This is a genomic window from Rhizobacter sp. P2_H2, from assembly GCF_056403375.1.
The window spans coordinates 1-4,158 of record NZ_JBFUFP010000461.1; the positions used below are offsets into that span (position 1 = coordinate 1).

The 4,158-nt window shown below is 65.9% G+C and carries 1 protein-coding gene; it reads left to right on the forward strand.

Features of this window, described 5'->3' with window-relative positions; all coding sequences use genetic code 11:
* Positions 1 to 115: 115 nt before the first annotated feature.
* On the forward strand, positions 116 to 4,158 hold a 4,043-nt coding region (locus AC1D15_RS20350), incomplete at its 3' end, for a hypothetical protein (protein ID WP_477827395.1).

The following is a 4,158-nucleotide window of genomic DNA, read 5'->3' on the forward strand; positions in this document are numbered from 1 at the left end:
GGGCTGGCATGGCCTGACCCCACCCGGCGGCTGCGGCGGCTCGGGCGGCCAGCCGCCGGGCCCGGTCCCGCCTGCCGGTGCCTCCGGCCTGCAACACGCGGCGCAGGCGCTGGACGTGATCGAAACCGTGACCATCCACGACCCGATCGCGCTGACATTTGCCACCGGCGACGGCGGCATGGGCGGCGTGACGCGCCTGGAATGGTTCTGGACCGCGCCGCCGGCCGACCCCAACGCACCACCGAGCCCGCCCCCGCCTCCCGGCTGCGATGTGCCCCAGCACCCCAGCGCGCCCGGCGGCCTGTTGCAGCCCTTCGTCAACGTGAGCATCGACATCGACGGGCCGCTGGACCGCTTCGCCAAGGCGCTCACCAACCCGATTGCACTGCAGCCGGTCAGCAGCACGTTCACCTTGGCGCCGGGCAGCGGCGAAAGCAGGCTGTTCGGCTTCCAGGCCAAGAGCTATGACGAAATGTTCCGCTCGCCGAAGTTCCAGCAGCTCACGGCCGACCAATTGTTCGGCGCCAAGATCACCATCACCGTGATCCAGCAGAAAGCCGGCGAGCTGCTGCGCACGCGCGACGTCTTCACCTACTACCAGTACCGCTGGGTCGATGTGATCGATGCCGACAAATCGCAGAACAAAACCGGCAAGACGGCGGCCTTCATCAAGACGCTCAACGACGGCCTCGGCGGCTTCGTGCGCACCAAGGAAGTCCATGTGCATTTGCCGGTTAGCGTCAACACGAATTTCAGTGCCGACAAGCCATTTTTCGTTGATGGCGAGGTGCTTGGCGAGGCCACATTGATCTGGAAGTTCGACCCTGAGCTGCCCAGAAACTTCGACGGCAGCGATCTGCTGATCAAGGTCAGCGATGCCAAGCTGCCGCTGGGCGGTCAGGTAGGCATTCTGGAGCCCACCGGCATGAGCCGCTCCAGGCCCATCTTCGGCCTGAACCTTGCCGGCTACCGCGCCGAACTCAAACGCCTGCTGCTGTCGCTGAAGACAGTGTTCCAGCTGGGACTCGACGGYACGCCCGTCAATCCGAGCGTGCAGTATGTGTTCACCGGGCATGCTGGCGCCGTCACGACCTTGCCGCTGGTGGGTGGCGGCAGCATCTTCGTGCAAGCGGCGGGGGCGGCCGAGGGGCGGGACTACATCAAGCTGTCGCCGCGCGTGCAGGCCGAGTTTGCCGACTTCATGCCATCCAAACGCAAGCCCGGGCCGGACGGCATCGCCGGCACGATTGACGATGTCTTCGACGCCACGCAGCTCGCGGCGCTGGACGCGCGCATGGTTGTCGAATCCGACTTGCTGCTTGCCGAGGTCAAGGCCAACTACGATCCGGCCATTGGAGACGCGGTCACATTTCAGGACGCCAATGCCGGCGCCGATGTGAGCACGTCCTGGAGTGACCAGACCGACGGCGGCCGGCAAGTCTTCGGCATTTCCAACAAAGCCGACATCGCCACCGAAGACATGCGCAACGACATCGGCACGCAAGGGCGGGTTGATCCGATCACCAATCACCGGTTCGACAAGCCGATCTCCGACGCCGGCCAACTGTGGGCGCTGTCGCAGTTCATGAACGTCTCGTTTTCGGGCACGACCAGCATCGGCATCGGCCTGCATCTGGACCACACCAGCCCCAACGTGACCTTGACGGCGATGGTGGCCGACACGGTCAGCCATGAGTTCGGCCACCAGCTCGGTTTGATCGAGGGCTACCTGCCGCACTTCCGCGATGCGCGCGACATGGGCGGCACTGCCGGCGTGCGTGCCAATTCCGACGCCACGCCCTACAACGACATCATGAACGCAGGCAGCGCGCGCGACGGAAACAAGGCCTTCAAGTACCCGATCACGCATTTGCTGAAGGCAGCGGTTGGGATCGCGCCGGATGGCGGCGTCGCCATGCTGGACACCTTGCGGCACTGGCGCGACCACTTCAACCTCGATGACCGCGGGCCAGGCACCAGCAGCAAGAACGGCATACGCATTCTTGAACCTGTGCCGCTGACGACGCCCGAGATCGCCGTCAGCACCGGCAGCATCGACTACTTCGGCGTGGGCCTGGACACCTTGCCCGTGGGCTCGGTTGCAGCCGACGGCGCCGGCGGCGAGCTCATCGATACCGTCCTGCAGATCGTCAACGGCGGCGTCCAACCATTGATACTGAGTGCGCCACAGCTCGGCGGCGGCAAAGGCTTCTCGCTCGTCAATCCACCGCCTGCAGGAACCTCCATAGACCCTAGCGCACAAATCGCACTGACGCTGCGATTCGACCCGGGTCAAGAAGGCGACGCGCAAGACCTCCTGACGTTGGATTCCAATGCCGGCACCGTGCCGCACTTCGTGTTGAAGCTGCAAGGCACGGGCTTGCGCGTGGCGCCCACCGCCAGCGTGGCTTTGAGCAACAACAATCTCGGCGGCCTGCGGCCCGGTGCGCCCGCGGTGCAGCGGGATGAGATCTTCACCATCACCAACACCGGCTTGCAGCCGCTCGTGATCTCGGGCGCGGCGCTGACCGAAGGCGCCGATAGTTTTGCGCTGCTGGGTCTGCCGGCCGACTTGGCGACCCATCCGATCAGCTTGGCAACCGGTGAGCACCTGAGCTTTGGCGCGCGCTTCGCGCCCGATCGTCTGGGCCTGCAACGCGGCCTGATCGAGCTCAGCACCAACGATCCGCTGCAAACCAAACTGCGCCTTGGGGTGGTCGCCACCGGCCTGGCCGCGCTGCCCACGGTGCAGTGGGGCAAGAATTACTTCGCGCTGCAAAACCCCGATCAACCCGAGGTGCCGCCGCTGCGCGCGATCAGCGACGACAACGGTTACTTCAACTTCTTCCTGGCCGCTAGCACGCCGTATCACGTGGTCGGCTTCGACCCGGCCACCGGGCTGGTGTCGCACGGCTACGGCCGCACCGCGATTGGCGGCAAGGGCACCGACTTGACCTCGTCAATGGTGTTCCTGGCCAGCACCGAAAAAGACAGCGACTACGACGGCCTGCCCGACGATGTGGAATTCGCCGTCGGCTCCAGTGCAATCCGGCGCGACAGCGACGCCGATGGCGTGGACGACTTCACCGAAGTCAACCAAGGCGGCGATCCCCTGGGCGCCCTGCGCATTCCCATCGGCGTGGTGAGMAGCGCCGCGCTGCTGGGTACGGCCGAGGCCGTGGCCGTGTTCGGCTCGATTGACGGCAAGGCGGCGCTGACGGCGCTGCTGGCCACCGGCACCCACGGCGTGGCCGTGGTCGATGCCTCGCAGTTCAGCACGTTGAAAATACTGTCGCAATTGAAGCTGCCCGGCAACAACACCGATGTCGCGGTCGATGCAGCGCGCCGCCTAGCCGCCGTGGCCGGCAATGAGGCCGGGCTGCACATTGTTGACATTGCCATTCCCGCTGCGCCGCTGCGCGTGCAGACGGTGCCCTTTGGCAGCAGCGTCAACCGCGTCAAGCTCAGTGACGGCATCGCCTATGTCACGGCCGGCGCCAGCGTACACAGTGTGGACATCAACACCGGCGAGTTGGTCAGCAGCTTGGACTTGGCGGGCAGCACCTTGCTGGACATCGCCGTGTTCGGCAGCACCGCCTACACGGTCGATGCGGCCGGCGTGCTGCGGACCATCAATATCGCCAACGCGAGCTTGGCGGCGCTGGGCGCGTTGACACTGCCGGCCGCAGGCGGCCAGCTCTTTGTCGGCAACAGCGTCGCCTATGTCGGCGCGGGCAATGGCGTGGTCGGCGGGGGCTTCTCCACCGTCGATGTCTCCAACCCCAGCCTGCCGGTACTGCTCTCGGGCCCCGACAACACCGTCGTGGCCGGCAGCGCGATCGCTCTCAATGGCTCGGGCCTCGCGCTGGCGGTGGGCGGCAATGATTCGATCGTGGCGGCGTTTCGCTCGCTCGATGTATTCAGCACCGCCGATCCGGCCAACACCGGCAACCTGGTGACGCGCATCAACCTGCCGCAAATGCCCAAAGACCTGGCCCTGGCCGGCGGCCTGGCGTTTGTGGCCGATGGCAGCGGCGGACTGCAAGTCGTCAACTACCTGGGCGCCGATGTGCAGGGCGTGGCGCCGCAGGCGGCCATCACGCTCGAAGCGGTCGATGTTGATGCCAACCAGCCCGGCGTGCAGGTGCAGGAGGGCCG